24 protein-coding genes are annotated in these 23,512 nt (G+C 72.1%); 13 read left to right on the forward strand and 11 right to left on the reverse strand.

The window, feature by feature from the left end; translation table 11 throughout:
• Positions 1–9 precede the first annotated feature (9 nt).
• On the reverse strand, positions 10–672 hold the full coding sequence (locus tag AAEP80_RS18000) for an IclR family transcriptional regulator (RefSeq protein ID WP_420365388.1): 663 nt from the start codon (positions 670–672) through the stop codon (positions 10–12).
• Positions 673–742: 70 nt separating this feature from the next.
• Positions 743–1,516, reverse strand: a complete 774-nt coding sequence (locus AAEP80_RS18005; RefSeq protein ID WP_420365389.1) for an IclR family transcriptional regulator — start codon at positions 1,514–1,516, stop codon at positions 743–745.
• A 172-nt stretch (positions 1,517–1,688) separates the two neighbouring features.
• Here AAEP80_RS18005 and hutU point away from each other — a divergent pair, with 172 nt between their 5' ends.
• Genes hutU through hutI form a run of 4 tightly spaced genes read left to right on the forward strand, consistent with a single transcriptional unit; the run spans position 1,689 to position 7,229 of the window.
• Positions 1,689–3,374: a urocanate hydratase gene (gene hutU, locus AAEP80_RS18010; RefSeq protein ID WP_420365390.1), complete on the forward strand. Its 1,686-nt coding sequence runs from the start codon at positions 1,689–1,691 to the stop codon at positions 3,372–3,374.
• Positions 3,375–3,376: 2 nt separating this feature from the next.
• Positions 3,377–4,591, forward strand: coding sequence for an allantoate amidohydrolase (locus tag AAEP80_RS18015; RefSeq protein WP_420365391.1), 1,215 nt, complete (start codon positions 3,377–3,379; stop codon positions 4,589–4,591).
• Entirely contained in the window at positions 4,588–6,015 is a 1,428-nt protein-coding gene (locus tag AAEP80_RS18020) for a formimidoylglutamate deiminase (protein WP_420365392.1), read from the forward strand. Before AAEP80_RS18015 ends, AAEP80_RS18020 begins: the two co-directional genes overlap by 4 nt.
• Positions 6,012–7,229, forward strand: a complete 1,218-nt coding sequence (gene hutI / locus AAEP80_RS18025; RefSeq protein ID WP_420365393.1) for an imidazolonepropionase — start codon at positions 6,012–6,014, stop codon at positions 7,227–7,229. The genes AAEP80_RS18020 and hutI overlap by 4 nt, the downstream gene beginning before the upstream one ends.
• Positions 7,230–7,234: 5 nt before the next feature.
• Here the strand turns inward: hutI and AAEP80_RS18030 are convergent, their stop codons facing one another.
• Genes AAEP80_RS18030 through AAEP80_RS18040 form a run of 3 tightly spaced genes read right to left on the reverse strand, consistent with a single transcriptional unit; the run spans position 7,235 to position 10,596 of the window.
• A complete protein-coding gene (locus AAEP80_RS18030; RefSeq protein ID WP_420365394.1) occupies positions 7,235–8,386 on the reverse strand; it encodes a Gfo/Idh/MocA family protein in 1,152 nt (383 codons plus the stop codon).
• Entirely contained in the window at positions 8,383–9,198 is an 816-nt protein-coding gene (locus tag AAEP80_RS18035) for a sugar phosphate isomerase/epimerase family protein (protein WP_420365395.1), read from the reverse strand. The genes AAEP80_RS18030 and AAEP80_RS18035 overlap by 4 nt, the downstream gene beginning before the upstream one ends.
• Before the next feature lie 30 nt (positions 9,199–9,228).
• On the reverse strand, positions 9,229–10,596 hold the full coding sequence (locus tag AAEP80_RS18040) for an MFS transporter (RefSeq protein ID WP_420365396.1): 1,368 nt from the start codon (positions 10,594–10,596) through the stop codon (positions 9,229–9,231).
• A 178-nt stretch (positions 10,597–10,774) separates the two neighbouring features.
• On the opposite strand from AAEP80_RS18040, the gene AAEP80_RS18045 reads away from it, so the two are divergent.
• Positions 10,775–11,359 (forward strand): TetR/AcrR family transcriptional regulator, encoded by a 585-nt coding sequence (locus AAEP80_RS18045; protein ID WP_420365397.1) that lies wholly within the window; start codon positions 10,775–10,777, stop codon positions 11,357–11,359.
• A 120-nt stretch (positions 11,360–11,479) separates the two neighbouring features.
• Here the strand turns inward: AAEP80_RS18045 and AAEP80_RS18050 are convergent, their stop codons facing one another.
• Positions 11,480–12,115: an MBL fold metallo-hydrolase gene (locus AAEP80_RS18050; protein WP_420365398.1), complete on the reverse strand. Its 636-nt coding sequence runs from the start codon at positions 12,113–12,115 to the stop codon at positions 11,480–11,482.
• Positions 12,116–12,151: 36 nt separating this feature from the next.
• Here AAEP80_RS18050 and AAEP80_RS18055 point away from each other — a divergent pair, with 36 nt between their 5' ends.
• Complete coding sequence (locus AAEP80_RS18055; protein ID WP_420365399.1) at positions 12,152–12,601, forward strand: MarR family winged helix-turn-helix transcriptional regulator; 450 nt, start codon at positions 12,152–12,154, stop codon at positions 12,599–12,601.
• Positions 12,602–12,650: 49 nt separating this feature from the next.
• Here AAEP80_RS18055 and AAEP80_RS18060 read toward each other — a convergent pair whose 3' ends face one another.
• From AAEP80_RS18060 to AAEP80_RS18070, 3 genes are read right to left on the reverse strand one after another with little or no spacing between them, the layout of a single operon-like run.
• A complete protein-coding gene (locus AAEP80_RS18060; RefSeq protein WP_413601107.1) occupies positions 12,651–12,950 on the reverse strand; it encodes a hypothetical protein in 300 nt (99 codons plus the stop codon).
• A gap of 20 nt (positions 12,951–12,970) precedes the next feature.
• A complete protein-coding gene (locus tag AAEP80_RS18065) occupies positions 12,971–13,429 on the reverse strand; it encodes a MarR family winged helix-turn-helix transcriptional regulator (RefSeq protein WP_281265646.1) in 459 nt (152 codons plus the stop codon).
• A gap of 1 nt (position 13,430) precedes the next feature.
• Complete coding sequence (locus AAEP80_RS18070) at positions 13,431–15,143, reverse strand: MDR family MFS transporter (RefSeq protein ID WP_420365400.1); 1,713 nt, start codon at positions 15,141–15,143, stop codon at positions 13,431–13,433.
• A 149-nt stretch (positions 15,144–15,292) separates the two neighbouring features.
• Between AAEP80_RS18070 and AAEP80_RS18075 the strand changes: the two genes are divergently transcribed.
• The 3 genes from AAEP80_RS18075 to AAEP80_RS18085 are packed head-to-tail and all read left to right on the forward strand — an operon-like array spanning position 15,293 to position 17,576.
• Positions 15,293–16,060, forward strand: coding sequence for a LamB/YcsF family protein (locus tag AAEP80_RS18075; RefSeq protein WP_420365401.1), 768 nt, complete (start codon positions 15,293–15,295; stop codon positions 16,058–16,060).
• Positions 16,057–16,695, forward strand: coding sequence for a 5-oxoprolinase subunit B family protein (locus AAEP80_RS18080; RefSeq protein WP_420365402.1), 639 nt, complete (start codon positions 16,057–16,059; stop codon positions 16,693–16,695). Before AAEP80_RS18075 ends, AAEP80_RS18080 begins: the two co-directional genes overlap by 4 nt.
• The gene (locus tag AAEP80_RS18085; RefSeq protein WP_420365403.1) at positions 16,692–17,576 is read left to right on the forward strand and encodes a biotin-dependent carboxyltransferase family protein; all 885 of its coding nucleotides are present in this window, start codon (positions 16,692–16,694) and stop codon (positions 17,574–17,576) included. The genes AAEP80_RS18080 and AAEP80_RS18085 overlap by 4 nt, the downstream gene beginning before the upstream one ends.
• On the opposite strand, the gene AAEP80_RS18090 is transcribed toward AAEP80_RS18085, so the two are convergent.
• Complete coding sequence (locus AAEP80_RS18090; protein WP_420365404.1) at positions 17,566–18,138, reverse strand: TetR family transcriptional regulator; 573 nt, start codon at positions 18,136–18,138, stop codon at positions 17,566–17,568. The two genes, AAEP80_RS18085 and AAEP80_RS18090, sit on opposite strands and share 11 nt — an antisense overlap.
• 23 nt (positions 18,139–18,161) lie before the next feature.
• Positions 18,162–19,460 carry an LCP family protein gene (locus AAEP80_RS18095; protein ID WP_420365405.1) on the reverse strand — a complete coding sequence of 433 codons (1,299 nt, stop codon included), beginning with the start codon at positions 19,458–19,460 and terminating at the stop codon, positions 18,162–18,164.
• Positions 19,461–19,658: 198 nt separating this feature from the next.
• On the opposite strand from AAEP80_RS18095, the gene AAEP80_RS18100 reads away from it, so the two are divergent.
• Genes AAEP80_RS18100 through AAEP80_RS18115 form a run of 4 tightly spaced genes read left to right on the forward strand, consistent with a single transcriptional unit; the run spans position 19,659 to position 23,465 of the window.
• Positions 19,659–20,345 carry a hypothetical protein gene (locus tag AAEP80_RS18100; RefSeq protein ID WP_402729839.1) on the forward strand — a complete coding sequence of 229 codons (687 nt, stop codon included), beginning with the start codon at positions 19,659–19,661 and terminating at the stop codon, positions 20,343–20,345.
• Between the two features lie 2 nt (positions 20,346–20,347).
• Positions 20,348–21,505: an amidoligase family protein gene (locus tag AAEP80_RS18105; protein WP_420365406.1), complete on the forward strand. Its 1,158-nt coding sequence runs from the start codon at positions 20,348–20,350 to the stop codon at positions 21,503–21,505.
• Positions 21,506–21,510: 5 nt separating this feature from the next.
• Positions 21,511–22,779: a sensor histidine kinase gene (locus AAEP80_RS18110; protein WP_420365407.1), complete on the forward strand. Its 1,269-nt coding sequence runs from the start codon at positions 21,511–21,513 to the stop codon at positions 22,777–22,779.
• The gene (locus tag AAEP80_RS18115) at positions 22,776–23,465 is read left to right on the forward strand and encodes a response regulator (protein WP_420365408.1); all 690 of its coding nucleotides are present in this window, start codon (positions 22,776–22,778) and stop codon (positions 23,463–23,465) included. The genes AAEP80_RS18110 and AAEP80_RS18115 overlap by 4 nt, the downstream gene beginning before the upstream one ends.
• Positions 23,466–23,512 lie beyond the last annotated feature (47 nt).

The following is a 23,512-nucleotide window of genomic DNA, read 5'->3' on the forward strand; positions in this document are numbered from 1 at the left end:
CGGAGGGGTTCAGCGGGGGGGTTCGTACACCGACGCCGCTTCACGGACGAGCCAGCCGCCGATCCGGGCGACGTCGTCGGTGGTGGTCAGTCGGTAGCTCGGGACCAGGCAGGACATCGCGGCGACGACGCGGCTGCCGGCGGAGATCGGCACGGAGACCGCGGTGACGTCCTTCTCGGCGCCCTCGACGACCACGACGTACCCGTCGGGCCCGACGTCACCGAGCAGGACCCTGCCGACCGCCGTGTCCTCCACGGGGATGGCGCGTCCGACCCAGCCGACGTGGCGGATGGACTGCGTGCCCTCCGCGATCGCGAGGTGCACCGCGGTGTTCCCCGTCCCGAAGACGCTGAGGTAGCAGGACTCGGTCGTGCCGTCCGCGACGCGTCGCATCGCATCGCGGGCCTGGACGACCAGGGCCGTGTTCGAGAGTGCTGCGGCGCCGAGCTGCACCAGGTGGGGGCCTGCGGTGAACAGCCCGTCCTCGTCGCGGCGGACGAACTCGTGCGACTCGAGCGAACGGAGCAGTCGGAGCGCCGTGCTCGCGGACAGGTCGGCGCGCCGTGCGACCTCGGTGAGGGTGAGTCCGTCGGCGTCGCACACCAGCCCGAGCAGCCGGAGCGCTCGGTCGATCGTCCGCATGCCGGGCCCGCCGGTGGGTTCTTGCTCCATGCTGTCACCCTATGCAAACGCGCTGCCACTGGGTAGCAGTTGTCGTTTCGAGCGGATTAAATCGGATCGCTCACTTCTGCGGCGGAGCGTCGGCGCCGCCGATCCGCCGTGACAGCTCCCCCGCGACGCGCGTGACCTCCTGCACAAGACCATCCGGGGCCGCGCCGTCGTCATCGGACCGGTACGTGCACGCCACGCTCGCCACCGGCCACCCGCTCCCGTCGAGCACCGCGACGCCGACGGAGGCGAGTCCCTGCGTGACGGCGCCGACCTCGGTGGCGACCCCTGCCTCCCGGATCACGGCCAGCTCGGCCCGGAGCGCGCGACCGTCGGACGGCCCGGTGCCGGTCCGCGACACGAACGCCGAGTCGGACGGGTACAGCGCACGGAGCTGCGCCGGCGGCAGCGCGGCGAGCATCGCCTTACCGCTCGCGGTGAGGTGCGCCGGCAGCCGGACCCCGACCTCGGTGACGAGCGTCGGCCGGTGCCGCGCACGCTCCTCGACGACGTACACGACCTCAGCGCCGTGCATGACCGCCAGGTGCGCACTCTCCCCGGTCCGGTCCACCAGGGTCGCGAGCAGCGGTGCGCCGAGCAACGACAGCGGCTGCTGGCGCGTGAACCCGGACCCGAGCTCGAACGACGCGAGCCCGAGCGCGTACCGCCGGCTCTCGGGGAGGTGGATCACGAACCCGTGGTCGACCAGCGTGGACAGGAGTTGGTAGACGGTGGAGCGCGGGAGTCCGAGCCGCGTCGCGATGGCGGCCGCCGCCATCGGACCACGCTGGGAGCCCAGCACGGTCAGGATGCGCAGCGTCGAGTCCGCTGCAGGGGCCTTGGGCACGGTCCTCCTGTCGCCGCCGTGTTTCGTGTCCGGTATCCCGGACACTACCTGCCGTGGAGCACCCTGCGGACCGCGGCGTTCGTGTCGGATGGACGTGGCAGCCCGGCCACCACACGCCCCGGCCGCGGCCCCCAGCCACGACGCGACGACGCACGGCCCGAGAAGGAGCACCATGACCCGCACCGGACAGTCCACCCCGAGCACGGTGGGCGCACGCCCCGTCCGAGCGGCGCGCGGCACGGAGATCAGCGCGAAGAGCTGGCAGACCGAGGCGCCGCTGCGGATGCTGATGAACAACCTCGACCCGGAGGTCGCCGAGCGCCCGGACGACCTCGTCGTCTACGGCGGCACCGGCCGCGCCGCCCGCAGCTGGGAGGCGTTCGACGCGATCGTGCACGCACTCCGCGACCTGGAGTCGGACGAGACGCTCCTGGTGCAGTCCGGCAAGCCCGTCGGGATCTTCCGCACGCACGAGTGGGCGCCGCGGGTGCTCATCGCGAACTCGAACCTCGTCGGCGACTGGGCGACGTGGCCCGAGTTCCGCAAGCTCGAGGCGGAGGGCCTGACGATGTACGGGCAGATGACCGCCGGGTCGTGGATCTACATCGGCACGCAGGGCATCCTGCAGGGCACCTACGAGACCTTCGCCGCCGTCGCCGACAAGCGGTTCGGGGGTACCCTCGCCGGCACGATCACGCTCACCGGCGGCTGCGGGGGCATGGGCGGCGCGCAGCCGCTCGCGGTGACGCTCAACGGCGGTGTCGCCCTGGTCGTCGACGTGGACGCGAGCCGTCTGCAGCGCCGTGTCGAGCACCGGTACCTCGACGAGATGACGGACGACATCGACGACGCGATCGAGCGGGTCACCCGCGCGAAGGCGGAGCGACGGGCGCTCTCGGTCGGGCTCGTCGGCAACGCGGCCACGGTGTTCCCCGAGCTCCTCCGGCGCGGCGTCGCGATCGACGTCGTCACCGACCAGACCAGCGCGCACGACCCGCTGAGCTACCTGCCGGAGGGCTACGACGTCCAGACGTGGCACGACCGCGCCGAGCAGGAGCGCGACACGTTCATCGACGACTCGCGCCGGTCCATGGCCAAGCAGGTCGAGGCGATGGTCGGGTTCATGGACGCGGGCGCCGAGGTGTTCGACTACGGCAACTCCATCCGCCGCGAGGCCGAGCTCGCCGGCTACGACCGGGCGTTCGCGTTCCCCGGCTTCGTGCCCGCGTACATCCGCCCGCTCTTCGCCGAGGGCAAGGGCCCGTTCCGCTGGGCCGCCCTGTCCGGCGACCCCGCCGACATCGCGGCGACGGACCGGGCGATCCTCGAGCTCTTCCCCGAGGACGAGAAGCTCCGCCGCTGGATCACCTCGGCGTCCGAGAAGGTGCAGTTCGAGGGGCTCCCGGCGCGCATCTGCTGGCTCGGGTACCAGGAGCGCCACCTCGCCGGCCTGCGGTTCAACGAGCTCGTCGCGGACGGCACGATCTCCGCGCCGATCGTGATCGGCCGCGACCACCTGGACTCCGGGTCGGTCGCGTCCCCGTACCGCGAGACCGAGTCCATGCAGGACGGCTCGGACGCGATCGCCGACTGGCCGCTCCTGAACGCCCTGCTCAACACCGCGTCCGGCGCGACCTGGGTGTCCATCCACCACGGCGGCGGCGTCGGTATCGGCCGCTCCATCCACGCCGGCCAGGTCGTCGTCGCCGACGGCACGGACCTCGCCGCCGAGAAGATCGCCCGCGTGCTCGTGAACGACCCGGGCACCGGTGTCATGCGCCACGTGGACGCGGGCTACGAGCGTGCCGAGGAGGTCGCCCGCGAACGTGGCCTCCGCGTCCCCATGTGGGAGGTCTGAGCATGACCGACTCGGGCGCGACGGTCCTCCCGGGGCTGGCCGAGATCGCCGAGGTCGGGCGGGACACCGTCCGCGGCGGGTACTCCAGGCACCTGCTGGACGACGCCGAGCGCGACCTCCGCGACTGGTTCGTCGAGCGTGCGGAGCGCCTCGGTCTCGACGTCGAGCGCGACCGGAACGGCAACACCTGGGCATGGTGGGGCGCACCGGGGCCCGATGCGTTCGTCACGGGATCCCACCTCGACTCGGTCCCCGGCGGCGGCGCCTTCGACGGCCCGCTCGGCGTCGTCTCGGCACTCGACGCCGTCGCACGTCTGCAGCAGGAGGGGCACCGCCCGTCGCGACCGACGGCGATCGCCGTCTTCGCCGAGGAGGAGGGCTCGCGCTTCGGCGTCGCCTGCCTCGGGTCGCGCCTGCTGAGCGGCGCCATCAGCCCGGAACGAGCGCTCGCGTTGACCGACGCGGGCGGCACCAGCCTGGAGGCAGTGCTCACCTCCGCCGGCATCGACCCGTCCGCCGTCGGCCCGGATCCGGATCGCCTGGCCGGCATCGGCACGTTCGTCGAACTGCACGTCGAGCAGGGGCGCGGACTCGTCGACCTCGGGTCGCCCGTCGCGCTCGCGTCGAGCATCCTCGGGCACGGCCGCTGGCGCTTCCGGTTCTCCGGGCAGGGCAACCACGCCGGCGCGACACGCATGACCGACCGGCGCGACCCGGTCGTCGCGGCCGCTGCAGCCATCGCCGCCGTGCCCGGGATCGCTCGTTCGGCAGCGGACGCCCGGGCGACGGTCGGACGGCTCCGAGCGGTCCCCGGCGGGACGAACGTGATCGCGTCGACCGCGGAGTTCTGGCTCGACGCCCGGGCCGGCGAGGACGCCGTGACCCGCAACGTCGTCGGGGCGATCGTCGCCGCGGCCGAGGACGCCGCCGCCGCGAACGGCTGCGCGCTCGAGGTGACCGAGGAGTCCTGGTCGAGCCGTGTCGACTTCCCGGAGGGACCGCGGGCGGCGATCGACCGCGTGCTCGAGGGCGACGTGCCCGTGCTGCCGACGGGCGCGGGGCACGACGCCGGGGTCCTCTCCACGAACGTCCCGTCCGCGATGCTCTTCGTCCGGAACCCCACCGGCGTCTCGCACGCGCCGGAAGAGTGGTCGGACGCCGACGACTGCGCCGCCGGGGTCGAGGCGCTCACGACCGTGATGCGGGCGTCGACGTGACCGGCGGCGCTGCCGGTGCGACCGCGGTGCACTGCGCGACCGCGGTGCACTGCGCGACCGCGGTGCACTGCGCGACCGCGGTCGTCGACGGCGTCGCACGGTCCGACGTTCGCCTCGACCTCGACGGAGCCGGTCGGATCACCGCCGTGACGGTCGGCGTCTCGCCGCGCGCCGGGGACCTGCGGCTCGGCACCGTCCTCGCCGGATCGGGCAACGCCCACTCGCACGCGTTCCACCGGGTGCTCCGTGGGCGGACCCACGCGGACGGCGGCGACTTCTGGCAGTGGCGCACCGCGATGTACCGAGCCGCCGCAGCCCTCGACCCGGACACGTACCGCCAGCTCGCGGTCGGCGTCTTCGGGGAGATGCTCGCCGCCGGCTGGACCGCCGTCGGGGAGTTCCACTACGTGCACCACCGCCCGGACGGGTCCCGGTACGACGACCCGAACGCCGTCGGCCTCGCCATCGCCGACGCCGCGCGCGAGGTCGGCATCCGCCTGACCCTGCTCGACACCTGCTACCTCACCGGAGCGCCGGGGCAGCCCCTCGCGGCGGAGCAACGCCGGTTCGGCGACGGGTCGGCAGCGGCATGGCTCGAGCGCTGGCACGCCCTCCGAGCCGCGCTCGGCGACGACCCGCTCGTGACGGTCGGCGCCGCGGTGCACTCCGTCCGTGCGGTCGCGCCCTCCGACGTCGCGGTGATCGCGAGCGGGCTCGCCGACGACGTCCCGCTCCACGTGCACCTGTCCGAGCAGCCCGCCGAGAACGAGCAGAGCCTCGCCGCGTACGGCGTCCGGCCGACGCGGGTGCTCGCCGACGCCGGGGCGCTCGGTCCTCGGCTGAGCGTCGTGCACGCCACGCACCTGACCGACGACGAGATCGTCCAGCTGGGGAACGCCGGGGTCTCCGCGGTGATCTGCCCCACGACCGAGGCGGACCTCGGCGACGGCATCGGTCCGGCCGGGCGACTCGCCGACGCCGGTGCGACCATCGCGCTCGGGTCCGACCAGAACGCCGTCGTCGACCCGTTCCTCGAGGTCCGCGGACTCGAGGCGGGCGAACGCCTCCACGCCCGACAGCGCGGGGTCTTCTCCCCGCGGGAGCTCGATGCCGCACGGTCCACCGCCGGCTACCGAGCCCTGGGCGTCACCGGGGGCATCGGCGTCGGCGCCGTGTGCGACCTCGTCGAGATCGACTCCGCGACCGTCCGCACCATCGGCGCCCGGCCGGAGCAGCTCCTCCTCACGGCGACGGCGTCCGACGTGCTCCGGGTGGTCGTCGCTGGCCGGGTCGTCGCCGACCGCGGCGTGCTCGTCGACGGCCGCTCCCCCGCCGCGCTGCTCCACGATGCGATCGACGTGATCCACGTGATCGGCGCTGCCGGACCGACCGAATCCGCCTCGACGAACGGACCGCGCGCATGACGAGCGAACTCATCACGGACATCGGCGAACTCCGCACGATGGACCCCGCGGACGCCGACGGCTCCGACGCGGCCGCCGCGTCCGTCGTCCGTCACGACCAGGCCGTCGTCGTCGAGGACGGCCGCGTCGCGTGGATCGGCCCGGCCGCCGACGCGCCCGCCGCCGACCACCGCACGAGCGTCGGTGGCCGCGCCTGCCTGCCCGGCTGGGTCGACTCGCACACGCACCTCGTCTTCGCCGGTGACCGCGCGACCGAGTTCGTGGACCGGATGGCCGGGCGCCCCTACGAAGCGGGCGGGATCATGACCACGGTCGCGGCGACCCGGGACGCGACGGACCAGGAGCTCAGCCGGAGGGCCGCGGCCCTCGTCGACGAGGCCGTCGCACAGGGCACGACGACGATCGAGGCGAAGACGGGCTACGGCCTGGACGTCGACACCGAACTCCGGCTCGCCAGGATCGCCGCGCAGGTCGCGGACGTCGTGACCTTCCTCGGCGCGCACGTGGTGCCGACGGGAGTCGATCGACGGACGTACCTCGACCTCGTCACCGGCCCGATGCTCGACGCCGTCCGCCCCCACGTCGGGTTCATCGACGTCTTCTGCGAATCGGGGGCGTTCTCCCCCGACGAGTCGCGCGCCGTGCTCCTCGCCGGCCGCGCAGCGGGGCTCGGGCTCCGGGTGCACGGCAACCAGCTCGGCGAGACCGGCGGCGTCGCACTGGCCGTCGAGCTCGGCGCAGCGAGCGTCGACCACTGCAACCACCTGTCGGCCGCCGACGTCGCCGCGCTCGCGGGGTCCGACACGATCGCCACGCTGCTGCCGGCGTGCGACCTGTCGACCAGGGCGCCGTTCGCGCCGGCCCGAACACTGGTCGACGCCGGAGCCCGGATCGCGCTCGCGTCGAACTGCAACCCGGGCACGTCCTTCACGTCGTCGATGCAGTTCCAGGTCGCCACCGCGGTGCTCCAGCAGCGGCTCACGCTCGAGGAGGCGCTCGGTGCGGCGACCCTCGGCGGTGCGGCCGCGCTCGGCCTCGACACCGGCACGGACGCCGTCGGCCGCATCCACGTCGGCGGGCCGGCCGACCTCCAGGTGATCGACGCGCCGACGGCCGCGCACATCCCGTACCGGATCGGCACGCCGCTGACGGCCGCCGTCTGGCGACGCGGCCGACGGACCACCGGGGTCACCGCCGTGGGCGGGCCCCGGTAGTCCGGTCAGACCGCGACGGTCGCGAGCGTCGCGGCGAACGGGTCGAAGTCCTCGGGGAGCGAGGCGATCGGCTCCACCGTCGACTCGACCTCGACGAAGGACCGCGCGGCGATCGACTCCTCCACAGCCACCATCGTGTCGAGCACGTGGTACCCGACCTCGCCGGTGGCGATGTGCGAGCCACCACCGCGGATCGCCCGCGCCATGTCGAGGACGCCGAGACCTCGACCGACCGTCGGCTCCTCGTCGAGGAGCGTCTCGAAGGACTGCTCGAACGGGAACGTCGCGTCCTTCGTCAGCGGCCGCGCGATGCGGATCGGGTGCCCACCGCCGAACGTGTTCGGATCCGGCAGCACGATCGTGCCCTCGGTGCCGTTCACCTCGAACACGCCGTGCCTGAACAGCGGGGTGTCGAAGGACAGCAGCGACTGCGCCTGACCGCCCTGCTCGAAGGCCGTCAGCACGGACACGTGCGTCGGGACCTCGACCGGGAAGGACTGCCCGGCGTTCGGCCCGACCACCAGGTCCCTGGTCTCCCGGGACTTCGAACCGGTCGCGACGACGGACGCCACCGGGCCGAGCAGGTGCACGAGCGCCGTGAAGTAGTACGGACCGATGTCGAACAGCGGGCCTGCACCCTTGGCGTAGAGGAACGACGCGTTCGGGTGGAACACGTCGGGTCCCTGCCACTGCATGCTCGTCACGGCGGTCAGCGGGGTGCCGATCGCGCCGGACTCGATCGCGCGCTTGGCGGTCTGCCATCCGGGGCCGAGCACGGTGTCCGGCGCGATGCCGAGCTGCAGCCCGAGTTCGTCCGCCAGGGCGACGAGGCCCGCGGCTGATGCCCGGTCGACCCCGATCGGCTTCTCGCTCCAGACGTGCTTGCCCGCGCGGAGCGCCGCGGTCGAGACCTCGACGTGGGTGGCGGGGAGTGTCAGGTTGATGACGATCTCGACGTCGGGGTCGGCGAGGACCTCGTCACCGGTGCCCCACGCGGGGACGCCCCACTTCGCTGCCGACGCTGCGGCGCGCTCGGTGTCGATGTCGCCGAGCCGGACGACCTCGACGTCCGGGAACGTCGTGAGGTTCGTCAGGTACTGCTCGCTGATCATGCCGGCACCGATGAACCCGATGCCGACCCTGCCCGTGCGCGTCATGCCGACACCGCTTCCTTGTCCAGCGTCGCGGCGAGCCACCGGTAGGACTGCTCGACTGCGTCGAAGACGTCCAGCTCCGAGTGGTCGAACTCGATCACGGCGTACTCGAGGGCTGGTGCCGCGGCGAGGACCTCGGCGATCGGCACGTCGCCCTGTCCGGCCGGGGTCTGGTCCTGCGGGATCTCGGCGGTGGAGATGCCGGAACGCATCGGGCCGTCCTTGACGTGCACGGCGACGATGCGGTCACCGAGCTCCTGGACGAAGGCGACGACGTCGACGCCGGCGGCCGACGCCCAGTACAGGTCGAGCTCGAGCACGACGCGGGGGTCGAGGAGTTCGGCGAGCACCTGCAGTGCGGGCTTGCCGTCGATGTGCGGCCGGAGCTCGTGGTCGTGGTTGTGGTAGCCGACGCGCAGGCCGTGCTCGGCCGCCTCGTCCGCTGCGGCGTTGAGACGCGCTGCGACGCGCTCGACGCCCTCGCGGGTGGTCCACTCGTCGGGTCCGACGAACGGGTCGATGACGATCTGGAGGCCGAGCTCCTTCGCCGCGGCGAACGTGTCGGCGTGCGACGGTGCGGTCATCGTCGTGCCGTCCGGCAGGGGGATCTCCTGCTGGACGAGGAACGCGTGGCCGGTCGTGGCGGTGATGCCGTGGGCGTCGAACGCCGACTTCAGCTCCGTGGAACGACCGACGAAGGCGAATGCCTCGACGGTGTCGAAGCCGATCGCGGCGAGCCGTGCGACCCCGGCGTCGAGGTCCGGCTCCAGCGCGGCGTTCACCGTGTAGAGCTGCAGCGAGATGGCGGGTGCCATGGGGAGTCCTTTCGTTGGCGCCAGGACCGGCTAGCGGACCGACTTGATCGGGAGGATGACGAGCGCACCGAGGAGCACGGCGACACCGGCGCCCCAGAGCATGAGCGTGTAGTTCTGTCCGCCGCCGATGCCGAGGAGGAACAGGCCGACCGCCGGGGCGAGCGACTGCGGCAGCGCGTTGGCGATGTTGATGACGCCGAGGTCCTTGCCGGGGCGCTCCGGGTCCGGCAGCACGTCGACGACCAGTGCGGTGTCGATGGCGGCGTAGATGCCGTAGGCGAAGCCCATCACGATCTCGGCGAAGTAGAACCCGCCGACGCTGTCGACGTGCGCGAGGATGACGAGACCGACCGCGGTGAGCGCGGTGGAGCTCCACACGAACACCTTGCGGCGGCGGACGCGGTCGGACACCCAGCCGGAGACCGATGCGCTGACGAGCAGTGCCACCGTGTAGAGGAGCACACCGAACGCGACGACCCCGACCGCCTCGGCCTGCGGGAGCCCGACGCGGTCCTCCATGTACAGCAGCCGGTAGGTCGTGAACATGAACGTGCCGAAGGTGATCAGGAAGCGGCCCCACCAGGCGAGCCCGAAGTCGGGGTGCTTGATCGGGTTGGTCCAGAACGACGAGATCAGGTTGATCCAGCTGAACGGCTTGATCGTGCTCGTCGGCAGGTCGTCACGGGCGACGAACGAGTAGACGAGGATCAGGGCGATCGCCAGGACGCCCGGTGCGATGAAGAGCAGCGGGAGGTTGCCCACCAGGTAGACGGCGAGGTACAGGCCGGCGAGGATCGCGAGGTTCTGCGCGAGGGCGATGACACTCGACGCCTTGCCGCGCTGGAACTCGGGCACGTTGTCGGCGAAGCTCGCGGTCAGCGCAGCCAGCACGGCGTTCGCGGACACCTGCGCCAGGACCCAGGCCACCGTCAGCTGGGGCACGTTCGGCGCGAAGGCGATCCAGGCGAGCGCGACGACGAAGACCACGATGCCGCCGACCATCCACGGGCGCCGACGACCCCATCGGGTGCGGGTGCGGTCCGAGAACGCGCCGACGAGCGGGTTCGCGAAGAGTGCACCGAGGGCACCGAACGGCAGCACGGAGCCGACGATCGTCTCGGGGCTCGCGGGGTTCAGCTCGGTCGCCTTGATGGTCATCCCGACGAACACCGGGGTGAGCAGTGCGGCGAAGAGCCCGAACTGCGCGAGGCTGAGCGCCCACATGTACTTCCGCCCGACACGCACGGTGCTGACGGACTGCGTGAGGCCCTCGACCGAGAACGCACGGGATGCCGCTGCCGGATCCGTGCTCGTCGCGCCTGCGGCGGCGGTGACCGGCGGGGTTGCGGTCCCGGCGAGGCCGGACTGCGGTTCTTCCTTCGACGTCGGTGTCGACATGACTCCTCCTCGAGCCATCAGGGGCAGATGCCCTCCTGGATTCCTAGCCGCGCTAGGTTTTGAGGGACAGTAGCACCGAAAACATCCGCGCGGAAGTATTGCGCGACGATTCCATAGCAGTTGCTCCGAGCAACAGGTGTCACCGAGACGGCGCGGCCGTCCGCGGTAGCCTTCGACGGTGAGCTCCAGCGACGGATCCGGCACGCGAGGCCCCTACGCCAAGGGCGTGCAGCGTCGGAAGGAGATCCTCGACCGGACGCTCGACGTCGTGGCGTCGAAGGGCATCGACGGCACCTCGTTGCGGGCGATCGGCGAGGCGATCGGCGTCTCCCACGCGGCACTGCGGCACTACTTCGACTCGCGTGAGGCACTGCTCCTCGAGGTCCTGCGGGAGCGCGACGCCGAGTCGACCCGTCGGCTCGACGGTGTCGACGGCGTCCTGAACCGGATGGCCGGCGCGGCGGACCACAACGTCAGCGTGCCCGGGCTCGTGACGATGTACACGACGCTCCTCGCGACGTCGGTGGAACCGGGCAACGAGACCTCCCGCGCCTTCTTCGCGGAGCGGTTCGAGATCGCCCGCGCGGACCTCGCCGCGCAGCTGCGCGACGAGCTGCAGGCGTCCGGTCGACACTCCGATGCCGATCTCGACCAGGTCGCGTCGCTCATCATCGCCGCGTTCGACGGCCTCCAGGTCCAGTGGCTGCTGGACCGCAGCGTCGACATCGCAGGGACACTGCGGCTGCTGGAGCGCGTGCTCTGACGAACCCCCGCCGCCGTCTCGGTCCTGCTCTCCTCGCGACGCTCGTCGGCGTCGTCAGGACAGACGGACAGGAGGCTCGGTGCCAGCTGGCACCGAGCCTCCTGTCTGCGCGCACCCGCGTCAGACCGTGATGGTCTCGCCGTCCGGGACGGTGACCAGCTCGACACCCGTCAGCTGCCCCGTGAACTGCGCGAAGGAGCCCTTGCCGGCGTCGCTGAGCATGAGGTCGTGGATCTGCACGGCACGGGCGGGGTGCACGGCGCGCACGAAGTCGACCAGCTCGCCGAGCTTCGCCCACGGACCGGAGGTCGGGACGAGGAGCGTCTGGACCGATTCCTCGGGCACGAAGTACGCGTCGCCCGGGTGGTACACGTTGCCGTCGACGACGTAGCCGACGTTGCGCATGAGCGGGATGTCCGCGTGGATGACGGCGTGGTCACCACCGACGACCTGCACGGCGAAGCCGGCGGCCTCGAACGCGTCGCCTGCGGTGACCGTCGTCACGCGGCCGTCCCGGTCGCCGAGCTCGGCAGCGACGTTCGCCGGAGCCCAGACGCGGAGGTCGGGCTGGGCGTCGAGCGCCGCACCCAGGATCGCGGCGTCGAAGTGGTCGGGGTGGTCGTGGGTGACGAGCACCGCGGTGGTGTGCGCGACGAGTTCCGCGGAGTTCGGCGTGTAGGCGCCCGGATCGATCACGAGGGTGTGCTCGCCCTTGGTGAGCACGACGGTGGCGTGGGTGTACTTCGTGAGTTCCATGTCCGTAACTGTACAGGCTGCCTGTACAGTTTTCGCATGGGCATCGATGAGCAGACGTTCACGCTCGACGACGCGAACGAACTCCGACGGGCGATCGGCGAGAGCGTGCGCGCGATCCGCCGGACGGAGACCACGCCGGAGGGGCAGATCGAGGTACTCGGGTTCCTCGCCCGGGACGGCGCGTACAGCATCGCGGCGCTCGCACGGCTGCGACGGGTGCGCCACCAGACGATGCGGGTGACGGTGGCGGACCTCGAGGAGCAGGGACTCGTGGCGCGGACCCCGGACCCGGCCGATGCCAGGGGCGTGCTCGTCGCGCTGACCGACACGGGGCGGGAGGTGATCGCGTCCTCGCGCATCCGCCGGTCGACGCGGATCCTCGCGGCCGCCGAACGTTCGCTGACACCGTCCGAGCGAGCGGTCCTCGCGCAGGCCGCCGCCGCGCTCGACAAGCTGACGGCGGCGCTGCACGCCGACGGGCAGTGACCCGGGGCGCTGCGGCGGTGGCCCGGCACCGCGACTGGTCGACGACCCCTCAGACGCTGCGGAGACGGCCGGGCCCGACCGGGAGCAGCCCGCCGCGGTACTCGAGGACGCCGACGGACGCGGTGACGGTCATCGACGCAGCACCGAACCGCCACGCCCGGTTGAACAGGTAGACACCGAGGACCGTCGTGCCCTCGTCGGGGACCGCCCACGTGCCCGTCCCCCACTGCGCCGGGTGTCCGACGCCGTCGATCGTCACGGTCGGCCGGGCGAACCACGCGACCGCGGGCTTCACGATCCGGAGCTCGACGCGACGCCTGGTCGTCCCCGAGGGCAGCACTGCATCCACCGCCGAAGACTACGGGACGATCAGAGCTGCCGGAGCAACCGTGCGAGCTCGTCGAGGTCGTGCTCGGACCACCGCGAGAGCGCGCCCCGGAACTCGTCCCGAGCCGTGCTCCGCGTGCGTTCCATCCGCTCGATCGCGTCCGCGGTGGCCGCGACGATGATCGCCCGCCGATCCGTCGGATCGGTCGACCGGGACACGAGCCCGAGCTCCTCGAGCTGGTGGAGCTGCCGGCTGAGCACGCTCTTGTCGAACCCGAGGGCCTCGGCGAGGTCGCGCGCACCCGTCGGACCACCGACGACGAGCTCCACCAGTGTCCGGTACCCAGACGGCTGCAGGGCCGGATCGATGTCGTCTGAGCGCTGTCGCATCTGCTGGCGGTACGCGTTGTACAGCGCGGCGAACTGCCGTTCGAGCGTGTCGATGCGGGTCGCGATCCCGTCGGGGACCCCGGGCCCGGCCGATTCCGTGGGCTTGGTCACCTCACGAGTGTCGACCATGCGCCCTGCCACCGCCCTGCGAACCGCTGGTCTCGATCACCGGGTTCGAACCCGTGACGGTCCCGACACCGGCGAAGTCCTCGGCGGATCCCGCGAGCGGCCCCTGGTCGGTGGAGCGCTCGGCGACGGTCTTCGTGGTGAGCGGCTTGTTCGGCATGAAGACGATCGCCAGGACGAGGAGGATCGCGATCGGCGCGGCGATGAGGAAGATGTTCGCGACCGCCTGGCCGTAGGCGGACTCGATGATCTCGCGGACGCCGTGCGGCAGCTGGCTGACGGCCGGGATGCTGCCGGAGGCGAGCTCCTTGGCGACGGCCGCGCCCTTCTCGCCGAGTGCCGCGATCGCCTTGCCGAGCTCCGCCTGCTTGTCACCGATCAGGTCCGAGACCCGGGTGCCGAGGACGGTCCCGAGGACGGAGACGCCGAGCGCACCACCGAGGGACCGGAAGAACGCGACACCGGCGGACGCCGCACCGATGTTCTTCGGCTCAGTGGTGTTCTGCACGACGAGGACGAGGTTCTGCATGACCGACCCGACACCGGCGCCCATGACGAACATGTAGACCGCGACGACGACGTACGGGGTGTCGTACTGGATCGTGCCCATCAGTGCGAGACCGACCACGAGTGCGATCGACCCGATCGTCATGATCGGCTTCCACTTGCCCGTCTTCGTGACGAGCATGCCGCCGACGGTCGAGGCGATGAGCAGACCGCCGATCATCGGGATGGTCAGCAGGCCGGACTGCGTCGGGGTCGCTCCGCGGGCCAGCTGCATGTACTGCGCCAGGTAGACCGTCGCGCCGAACATGGCGATGCCGACGGCGATCGAGCCGATCACGGCCATCGTGAAGGTGCGGTTCCGGAAGAGGGTCATCGGGATGACCGGCTCCTTGGCGCGGAGCTCGACGAACACCGTGGCGACGAGCAGGACGACCGCGCCGATCACCATGACGAAGGACGTGGGCGACACCCAGTCGAAGTTCTTGCCGGCGAGCGTGACCCAGATCAGCAGCAGCGAGACGCCGCCCGCGATGAACGCGATGCCGAGGTAGTCGATCGAGACCTTGCGCTTCGGCAGGGCACGCAGCTTCAGGGTGAGCTGGAGCAGGATGATCGCGGCGATCGCGAACGGGACGCCGACGAAGAAGTTCCAGCGCCATCCGAGGCTGTCCGTCAGCAGGCCGCCGAACAGCGGGCCACCGACGGTGCCGACCGCCATGACGGCGCCGAAGTAGCCGCCGTAGCGCCCGCGCTCACGGGGACTGATGATGTCCGCCAGGATGATCTGGCTGAGGGCGGTGAGTCCACCGGCCCCGAGGCCCTGCACCACTCGGAAGGTGATGAGCGTGCCGGGGTTCTCCGAGAAGCCGGCCAGCGCCGAGCCGAGCACGAAGATCACGAGCGACAGCTGGATGAGGAGCTTGCGGTTGAAGAGGTCGGCGAGCTTGCCCCAGACCGGGGTGGACACGGTCGTCGCGAGCAGCGTCGAGGTCACGACCCACGTGTAGGCACTCTCCCCACCGCCGAGGTCACCGATGATGCGCGGGAGCGACGTGCTGACGACCGTCGACGCGAGGATCGCGACGAACATGCCGAGCAGCAGACCGGACAGCGCCTCGAGCACCTGACGGTGCGACATCGCGGGTGCTGCAGACTCCTGGTCGTGCACGGCTGCTGGTGGGGTGTGTGACATCGGGCTCCCTCGGTGGAACGGGATGCCACGCTGCATCCGAAAAGTTGACAGACGTCAATCATCACACATCGTTGACCGATGTCAACGAGTGCGGTCGACGTGGTTGGCCGCTAGATTGTTGAACAACTTCGGCGACGACAGGGGTACGCGTGACGACGATCGACCTGAACAGCGACCTCGGCGAGGGCTACGGCGCCTGGACGATGGGTGACGACACCGCGATGCTCGACGTCGTCTCGAGCGCGAACGTCGCCTGCGGCTTCCATGCCGGCGACCCGACGATCATGCTCGCCACGGCCCGCGCCGCGGCATCGCGCGGGGTCGCGGTCGGGGCGCACGTGGCCTACCGCGACCTCGTGGGCTTCGGTCGTCGTCCGGTCCAGGTCACGCCGGACGAACTGCACGCCGACGTCGTCCACCAGCTCGGCGCGATGGCGGCCACCGCGCGGGTCGCCGGCACGACCGTGACCTACGTGAAGCCGCACGGCGCGCTGTACAACACCGCGTGCGCAGACCCGGTGCAGGCCGACGCGGTGACCAGGGCAGTCACCGACGTCGACCCGTCCCTGGCCGTGCTCGCGCTGCCGGGGTCCGAACTCCTCCGTGCCGCCGAACGCCACGGCCTGCGCGCGGTCACCGAGTCCTTCGCGGACCGCGCGTACGAACCGGACGGGTCGCTGGTGTCGAGGAGCACGGCGGGCGCGGTGCTGCACGACCCGGACGTCGTGGCGGCCCGCGTGCTCCGGATGGTCACCGAGGGCGTCGCCACCGCCGTCGACGGCTCGGACATCCCGGTGCGCGCCGACTCGGTCTGCGTCCACGGTGACTCACCGGACGCCGTCGCGATGGCCCGCGCGATCCGTGCGCTGCTCACCGAGCAGGGCATCACGATCGCGCCGTTCACCCCGGCGCCGTGACGCCCGACGCCGTCACACCGGACGTCCGACCAGCGGGTGGCACCGCCCTGCTCGTCACGTTCGGGTCCCTGGCCGAGGTCGTGGCGTTCCGCGCGGGGATCACCGCCGCGGTGCTGCCCGGCGTGACCGAGGTCGTGTCCGGCGCCCGCACGCTCCTCGTCCGGTTCGACCCGGCCAGGACGGATGCCGGACGGCTCCGCGCCGACCTCGCGCGCGTCGAGCCCGCGGACGCGGAGCGGGCCGGCGACACCGACCCGCTCGTCATCCCCGTCACCTACGACGGCGACGATCTCGACGCGGTCGGCGCCATCACGGGCATGACGCGCGACGAGCTCGTCGCGTGGCACACGGATCAGGTCTGGACGAGCGCGTTCTGCGGCTTCGCCCCGGGTTTCAGCTACCTCACCGGCACGTCGCCCGCGTTGGACCTCCCGCGTCGCGACACCGCGCGCACCGCCGTCCCGAGCGGGGCCGTCGCCCTCGCGGGCGAGTTCAGCGCGGTCTACCCGCGGGTCTCGCCCGGGGGCTGGCAGCTCATCGGCCGCACCGACGTCCCGATGTGGTCGGTCGACCGCGACCCACCGGCGCTCGCCCCCGCGGGCACCCGGATCCGCTTCGTGCGGGCCGACTCGTGAGCACGCTCACCGTCCTGCGCGTCGGCTTCGGCGTCACGACCCAGGACCTCGGCCGTCCCGGTCTCAGCGACATGGGCCTCGGCGCTGCCGGCGCCGCCGATCGCGGGTCTGCTGCGCTGGCCAACCGCGTGGTCGGCAACCGTCCGGACGCGGCCGTCCTGGAGGCCCTGCTCGGCTCCGTCACGCTCCGCGCCGATTCGCACGTGGTCGCCGCCGTCACCGGAGCGGCTCCCCCTGTCCACGTCACGCGGGCGGACGGCTCGGTCCGCGGCGCGGCCGCGTACGAGATCGTCACGCTCGACCCCGGCGACACGCTCGACATCGGCGTGCCGGACACCGGGCTGCGCACGTACGTCGCGGTCCGTGGCGGGTTCGCGGTCGCACCGGTCCTCGGGAGCCGGTCGTGGGATTCGCTCGCGCAGCTCGGTCCGGCGCCCCTGGTTGCCGGCGACGTGCTCGACATCGGGAACGCCGCGGACGCGTGGCCCGTCGTCGACGCCGTCGCCCCGCCGCTCGGGCCGTGGCCGTGGGAGTCCGTCGTGCTCGACGTCGTGCCGGGTCCGCGCGACGACTGGTTCACGCCCGGGTGGCGGACGACGCTGACCGGCCAGGACCACCACGTCACGCAGGACAGCGACCGTGTGGGGGTCCGGACGACCGCCGCCGAACCGTTGGTCCGGGCGGTCACGCACGAGCTCCCGAGCGAAGGCGTCGAGACCGGCTCGCTGCAGGTCCCACCGGCGGGCTTCCCCGTGCTGTTCCTCGCCGACCACCCGCTGACCGGCGGCTACCCGGTCGTCGCGGTCCTCACGCCGGGGTCCGTCGACCGTGCGGCACAGCTCCGACCGGGCGACACGGTCCGCTTCCGCGTCAGCGGATGAGCGCGGCGACGGCGTCGACGACGATCTGCCGCCGCCGTGCCGGGGTGACCGCTCGGACGAGTGGCTCGAACCCTGCCGGTGTCGTGCTCCACATCGCCGCCGTGGTGAGGACGAGCGCGAGGAGGACGGCCGGCCGGTAGCTCCGCGGGACGACGCCGGCGCGCTGCGCGTGCTCGATCGCCGACACGACGGCCTCGTTGGCGACGACGACGTCCTCGACGGGACTGGCGTCCTGGCGTTCCAGGCGGTACCAGGTCGCCAGCCGCAGTGCCCAGGGGCGACGGGCGTAGCTTTCGTGCAGTCGCCCGGCGTACTCCGGGAGGTCGTCCGTGTCGAGCGGCACGTCCTGGAGCGTCTCCGCGACGGACTGCGCGACGACCGCGTCGAACAACCCCTCCTTGCTCCCGAAGTAGTGGAAGATCTGCGCCTTGTTGCTCGACGACGCCGCCGAGATGCGCTCGATCCGGGACGCCGCGAGCCCGACGGCCGCGAACTCGTCGCGCCCGGCGAGCAGGAGTCGTGCCCGGACGGCGTCGGCGGGCGGGGGCGTGAAGGCGGCCATGGCCACCACGCTACCGACTCGCGTCAGCGCTTCGCCGCACAGGTGACGGTGGCCGCGCTCTGGCCGGAGACGTCGGCCGGGAGCGGCGACGACGTGGGCGGAGCCGATCCCCCTTGTGCCGATCCCCCTTGTGCCGATCCCCCCGGTGCGGTTGCTCCCCCCGGTGCGGCCGACCCGTCTGGTGCTCCTGACGGCGGGGCCGACGGGTCGCGGACTGCGGAGCGACCGAGGCTCTCCGCTCCGAGCACCACCGGCTGGTCCTGCTGCAGCACGGCGTTCAGGGCGCTCGCCGGACCCTCGGCGACCAGGACCCGCGCGGGGTCCGTCGGGTCGTCGACGACCGGGTACTGGACGAAGGTCATGTTCGCCAGCCCGACGGAGTTCACCGCGAGCGCCAGCCGAGCGAGGGTGGTCGGGTCCGCGAGCGTGTCCGAGAGGGTCATGTGCTTCGACGCCGTCGTGGCCAGCCGCAGCACCTTCCCCGGGTCGGTGAGCGTGCGGGCGGACACCGTCTGCCGCGCGAGCGCCGCCATGAAGGTCTGCTGGTTGCTGATCCGGGCGAGGTCGCTGGAGTCCCCGACGCCGTACCGAGACCGGAGGAACGCGGCCGCCTCCGCTCCGGACAGCTTCCGGTCGCCCGCCTGCAGGTCGAGCGCCGGGGTGACGTCGGTGTCGTGGATCGGGGTCGCGAGACACACCTCGACCCCACCGACGGCGTCCGCCATCGCCACGACGCCGTCGAAGGTGATCATGCCGGCGTAGCCGATCTGGAGTCCGGTGAGTTGGTCGATCGTCTTCGCGACACAGGCGAGCCCGTGTTGCTCGCCCCCTCGGCCGAGCGCGGTGTTGAGCATCGCTGCCGGCACCGCGGGCACGACCGTGCCCTGGTCGTTCTCGCACGCGGGGATCGGGACGACGAGGTCGCGCGGGAAGCTGACGACCGCCATGTTGGTGTGGTCCGCGGAGATGTGCACCAGCAGGTTCGAGTCGTTGTGCCCGACGCCGGAGCTCGCACGGAGGTTCGCCGCGTCGTCGAAGCCGGCACCCTGCCCCTCGCGGGTGTCCGTCGCGACGAGCAGCATGTTCACCTCGCCGGTCGCGGCCGTCAGCTGCGGTGCGGCGCTCGAGTGACTGCCCGGCATCGCGAGCGAGACCGTCGGCTTCGCATCACGCACCACCTGCCACGACGCGATCGCGGCGACGGAACCGACGCTCACCAACCCGATCGCGGCGACCGCGGCGACGGCCTTGACCGCCGGACCGAGCGTGCCGTGTCGACGCTGCCGACCGTGTCGCGCAGCGGGTACCCCACCGCGCGTCACCGGACCGTCCCCGTTGCGAACCCCTCATCGTGCATGTCGTCAGTCTCGACCAGTGCCCGCGGACGCCGGATCATCCTTTGGTCGACGATCGGGCACCGATGGTCTGAATCGGTCCGTCCGCGTTGCCGGCCCGCGACGGCGCTCGTAGTGTCGACGTGTCGCTGGCGGACGAGCCGTCGAGCGGACGAGGAGCGTTGCATGTCGAACCGCGAGACCGACCCCCGGACCACCGGAGCCGCGTTCCGTCGCTCTGCCGCCACCGTGGCGGTCGCCTGCGCCGTGGCCGGATCGCTCGTCGGTCTCGGTTCCGTCGGCGCCCTCGCCGCACCGGAACGCACCTCGGCGCACGGCTCGACTCCGACCGCCCAGCCGACGCCCGTGCCGAAGGTGCAGTACGGCGATGCGGACATCGCGCGGTTCCAGGCATCGCCGTACGCGGACGACGCGGTCGCACTGGCCGCGGCGTGGAACACCGACGTCACGACGGCGAAGGGTCGAGCGGGCGCCGATCTGCGAGCCGGGACCGCGCTGCCGTTCGCCGCCGGGGACGCCGCCAGCTACCCGTTCACGCAGGAGCAGCAGCGCAACGCCTTCTTCCTCGGGTACGGGGACTTCCAGCAGGCTCTGGGGCTCGCCGTCGCCTGGGGCGTGCCCGACGTCGACACCGTGAAGACGAAACTCGGAGCTGGGGTGATCGCCCACCGACCCATGCCGGCACCGCCGACGACGTACACCGATGCCGAGTACGCGCGGGCGTTCACCGCGAGCGGGTACGACGACGGCGACGGCGCCCGACTCGCCGCCCTCTGGCAGAGTCCTTCGACCTACAGCGCCGAGGTCACGGCGGGGAAGGCGCTCCTCGCCGGCGCCACGCTGCCGCTCTGATCGTGCCGACCACGGAGCCCCTCACCGCGCGGGTCGGTTTCGAGGTCGAGCTGCTCGCCCCCGCCGGCAGCAGTCGCCGCGCGTTGGCCGAGCGGATCGCCCTCGAGCACGGCGGCAGCGTCCACCGGGTGCTCCACGTCGACTCGGAGCCGTCGCTCGTGCCGGGAATGGGCCAGTTCTGGCACCTGACCCCCGGGTACCGGATCGACGACGCCGCGGGCAACGAGCTGGCCACCCTGGTCGACGACATCACCATCGTCGAGGACATCCGACGCGACCAGCTCGCCGCGCGGTGCGGGGGCCCCGAACACCGAGGGTGTCGGCTCTGCCGACCGGACCCGGACCCCGACGCCTTCCGGATCCTGTCCGACGACCTCCGACTCCTCCGGCTCGCCGGGGACACCACCGGCGAGCAGACCTCGTTCCGGCACGCGTTGGACGGCATCGCGAACGTGTTCGGCGTCGAGGTCGAGACGATCGGCGCCGTTCGACGGGTCCGCGACCACACCGGGGCGAGCATCGCCATGGCGGCCGCCCTCGCACCGGGGCGCGAACGACCGTGCGAGATCGTGACGCCGCCGATCCGTTCCGGGCACACCGAGGCGCTCGAAGCGCTGCTCGGACCGGCGCGGGCGCTCGGCTTCCGGGTGCCGGTCGAAGCAGCCGTGCACCTGCACCTCGATGCCGGTCCGTTCCGGAACTCCCCGGCGTTCGCGAACGTCGTCCGGTTGTTCACCGCGTACCGCAGCGGGCTGCACGCCGTCCTCGGGACGAACCCGCACTGTGTCCGGACCGGCGCGCTCCCCGAAGCCCTCACGACGGTGGTCGACACCGAGTCGCGGTCCGGCGCGGAGTGGCCGCGTCTGCAGGAAGCGGTCCGGGAGCTCGGCCTCACGAAGTACCTCGACGTGAACCTCACCGCGCTCCTGACCGACACCCCGCCCCGTGACACCATCGAGATCCGGATCCTGCCCGGCATGCTGGACGGGGCGGACATCACGCGACGAGCGGCCGTCGTGGCGTCCCTCCTCGAACGGTGCCTCGATCCGACCCCGATCCCGGAGCCACCCTCCGGCGTCCCGTCCGACGAGGCGCTGCACCACCTCCTCGCCGACGCGCGCTCCCGACTGCGGGGACGCTCGCACCCGGCACTAGCGTGAGACCCGTGCAACGGCGACGCGAACCGATGGCCTGGCTCCGAGGGCCCTCGCGGCGACGGTTGGTCGTCATCGCGGCGGGCGCCGCTGCGTACTTCGTCGGACTCGCCGTGGCGCTGCACCTGGCCTGGTACCCGCAGGGGCTCCCCGGGTACGTGTTCTTCGGGGTCGCCGCCGCCGTCGCCGCCGCGACCTGTGTGCGGTGGCCGTTGGAGACGTTGACGAACCTCACGGCGTTCACGGCGTACGTCTGCCTCGCTCCGCTGCCCGAGGAGATGTACGGGTTGTACGTCCGCCCGCCGGAGGCGCTCGTCCCGCTCGCGCTCGTCACGTTCCTGATGATCTCGAACGGTGGCCCGGTGTTTGCGCCCGCTGCCACGTTCGGCACGCTGTCGGTCCTGACGATCGTCCCCTGGAAGGACGTCGTGCAGCTGGTCGCAGAACGCCGTCCGTGGTCCGAAGCCGCCCTCATCGACTCCGGGACGGACCGGTCGGTGCTGCTGGGCGAACTGATCGGCTGCGCACTCGTGGTGCTGGTCGCCGTGATGCTCCGACGGCAGCGGCGGGTCACCGCGCAGCTCGCCGAGCAGAACCGCGAGCTGACTCGGCTGCAGGCCGCCACGATCGCGCACGCCGCCGAACGCGAACGCACCCGCGTCGCCCGGGAGGTGCACGACGAGGTGGCGCACCACGTCGCGGCACTCGTCATCCACGCCCAGTCCTCCCTGCGGATCGCCGACCGCGACCCCGGGCAGCTCGTCGACGCCATGCGGGTCGTCGCCGAGGGGGGTCAGGACGTCCTCGCCCGCATCCGCTCGGTCGTCCGGGTCCTGCGGGTGCCCCCGGAGACGGCACCGGTCCTCGGCAGCCTCGCCGACGAGCTCCTCGCCCTCGCCGAGCGCATCCGCGCCATCGGGTACGACGTGGACAGCACCGTGACCGTCCGCGGAGAGGTCCCCGAACGCGAACGCACCGCCGTCCTCGGCATCGTCCAGGAGAGTCTGACCAACGTGATGCTGCACTCGTCCGCGCGGACCATCTGCATCACGGTGCAGGAGCAGCAGTGGTCGTGGACCATCGACGTGACCGACCCGGGTCCGAAGCAGGAGCGGTTCCCGACCGTGCCCCGCGGTGGCTCGGGGATCCCATCGATGCGGGAACGCGTCGGCACCTTCGGCGGCACCTTGGTCGCCGGCCCGACCGAGGACGGTTCCGGGTGGTCGGTGTCCGCCACGATCCCCATGCTCACCCCCTCGAAGAAGGAGACGACCAGATGACGCTGCGGGTACTCGTCGTGGACGACCAGGCGATCGCACGGGCAGGCCTCGCGACGATGCTCGACGCCGAGGACGACATCGACGTCGTCGGCCAGGCGCACGACGGCGAGAGCGCGGTGCGGACGGCTCGCGCGACCGAACCGGACGTCATCGTGATGGACATCAGGATGCCCGGCCTCGACGGCATCGGTGCGACACGGCAGATCCTCGGCGCACAGGCCTGCGCGGTCGTCCTCATCACGACCTTCGACGACGACCAGTACCTGTTCGACGGCATCGCAGCCGGAGCGTCCGGGTTCCTGCTGAAGGACTCCGGACCGGACCTCATCGGCGCCGCCGTCCGCGCCGCCGCCCGCGGGGACTCCCTCATCGACCCGGCGATGACGCGTGCGCTGATCGCTCAGTCGATCGCCCCCGCTCCGGCTCGGCGGGCCGACGCGGTCCAGCAAGCCGCTCTGGCGTCGCTCAGTGACCGCGAACGTGACGTCCTCAGCGCCGTCGCCCGCGGCCTGAGCAACGGGGAGATCGCCAGCGAGATGTTCCTCAGCACCGCGACCGTGAAGAGCCACATCTCGAGCGTCTTCGCGAAGACGGGCACGAAGACCCGCGTGCAGGCGGTGGTGTTCGCATTCGCGACGGGCTTCACGGATCCGAGCACCGGCGAGCCGGTTCCACCATCGGGCTGACCGCGAACCGCGGTGATTCCGACGAAGGGAGGAACGCGAGGCCGCCG

Origin of the sequence: Curtobacterium sp. L3-7 (assembly GCF_048756585.1) — a bacterium.
Lineage (GTDB): Bacteria > Actinomycetota > Actinomycetes > Actinomycetales > Microbacteriaceae > Curtobacterium.

What these genes read in the sequence shown, in the direction of transcription:
- hutI (WP_420365393.1), top strand. Translation starts at nt 6,012, where the DNA reads ATGACGAGCGAACTCATCACGGACATCGGCGAACTCCGCACGATGGAC.
- AAEP80_RS18100 (WP_402729839.1), top strand. Translation starts at nt 19,659, where the DNA reads ATGTCGAACCGCGAGACCGACCCCCGGACCACCGGAGCCGCGTTCCGT.
- AAEP80_RS18070 (WP_420365400.1), bottom strand. Translation starts at nt 15,143, where the DNA reads ATGTCACACACCCCACCAGCAGCCGTGCACGACCAGGAGTCTGCAGCA.
- AAEP80_RS18090 (WP_420365404.1), bottom strand. Translation starts at nt 18,138, where the DNA reads ATGGCCGCCTTCACGCCCCCGCCCGCCGACGCCGTCCGGGCACGACTC.
- hutU (WP_420365390.1), top strand. Translation starts at nt 1,689, where the DNA reads ATGACCCGCACCGGACAGTCCACCCCGAGCACGGTGGGCGCACGCCCC.
- AAEP80_RS18050 (WP_420365398.1), bottom strand. Translation starts at nt 12,115, where the DNA reads ATGGAACTCACGAAGTACACCCACGCCACCGTCGTGCTCACCAAGGGC.
- AAEP80_RS18055 (WP_420365399.1), top strand. Translation starts at nt 12,152, where the DNA reads ATGGGCATCGATGAGCAGACGTTCACGCTCGACGACGCGAACGAACTC.
- AAEP80_RS18000 (WP_420365388.1), bottom strand. Translation starts at nt 672, where the DNA reads ATGGAGCAAGAACCCACCGGCGGGCCCGGCATGCGGACGATCGACCGA.
- AAEP80_RS18015 (WP_420365391.1), top strand. Translation starts at nt 3,377, where the DNA reads ATGACCGACTCGGGCGCGACGGTCCTCCCGGGGCTGGCCGAGATCGCC.
- AAEP80_RS18040 (WP_420365396.1), bottom strand. Translation starts at nt 10,596, where the DNA reads ATGTCGACACCGACGTCGAAGGAAGAACCGCAGTCCGGCCTCGCCGGG.
- AAEP80_RS18115 (WP_420365408.1), top strand. Translation starts at nt 22,776, where the DNA reads ATGACGCTGCGGGTACTCGTCGTGGACGACCAGGCGATCGCACGGGCA.
- AAEP80_RS18030 (WP_420365394.1), bottom strand. Translation starts at nt 8,386, where the DNA reads ATGACGCGCACGGGCAGGGTCGGCATCGGGTTCATCGGTGCCGGCATG.
- AAEP80_RS18035 (WP_420365395.1), bottom strand. Translation starts at nt 9,198, where the DNA reads ATGGCACCCGCCATCTCGCTGCAGCTCTACACGGTGAACGCCGCGCTG.